At 53.2% G+C, this 868-nt stretch carries 1 protein-coding gene; it reads left to right on the top strand.

Annotated elements, in window-relative coordinates:
* Nucleotides 1-61: 61 nt before the first annotated feature.
* On the top strand, nucleotides 62-868 hold an 807-nt coding region (ompC, locus tag H9Y04_RS49140), incomplete at its 3' end, for a porin OmpC (protein WP_187820169.1).

The following is an 868-nucleotide window of genomic DNA, read 5'->3' as shown; positions in this document are numbered from 1 at the left end:
GAAGGGTAATCAGTAAGCAGTGGCATAATAAAAGGCATATAACAAACAGAGGGTTAATAACATGAAAGTTAAAGTACTGTCCCTCCTGGTACCGGCTCTGCTGGTAGCAGGCGCAGCAAATGCGGCTGAAATTTATAACAAAGACGGCAACAAATTAGACCTGTACGGTAAAATTGACGGTCTGCACTACTTCTCTGACGACAAGAGCGTCGACGGCGACCAGACCTACATGCGTGTAGGCGTGAAAGGCGAAACCCAGATCAACGACCAGCTGACCGGTTACGGCCAGTGGGAATACAACGTTCAGGCGAACAACACTGAAAGCTCCAGCGATCAGGCATGGACTCGTCTGGCATTCGCAGGCCTGAAATTTGGCGACGCGGGCTCTTTCGACTACGGTCGTAACTACGGCGTAGTATACGACGTAACGTCCTGGACCGACGTTCTGCCGGAATTCGGCGGCGACACCTACGGTTCTGACAACTTCCTGCAGTCCCGTGCTAACGGCGTTGCAACCTACCGTAACTCTGATTTCTTCGGTCTGGTTGACGGCCTGAACTTTGCTCTGCAGTATCAGGGTAAAAACGGCAGCGTCAGCGGCGAAGGCGCTCTGTCTCCTACCAACAACGGTCGTACCGCCTTGAAACAGAACGGCGACGGTTACGGTACTTCTCTGACCTATGACATCTATGATGGCATCAGCGCTGGTTTCGCATACTCTAACTCCAAACGTCTTGGCGACCAGAACAGCAAGCTGGCACTGGGTCGTGGCGACAACGCTGAAACCTACACCGGCGGTCTGAAATACGACGCGAACAACATCTACCTGGCCACTCAGTACACCCAGACCTACAACGCGACCCGCGCC

This window comes from Streptomyces polyasparticus (genome assembly GCF_014493765.1).
GTDB classification, from domain to species: Bacteria; Actinomycetota; Actinomycetes; order Streptomycetales; family Streptomycetaceae; genus Streptomyces; species Streptomyces polyasparticus.
This window is presented reverse-complemented; position numbering and strand designations above follow the sequence as displayed.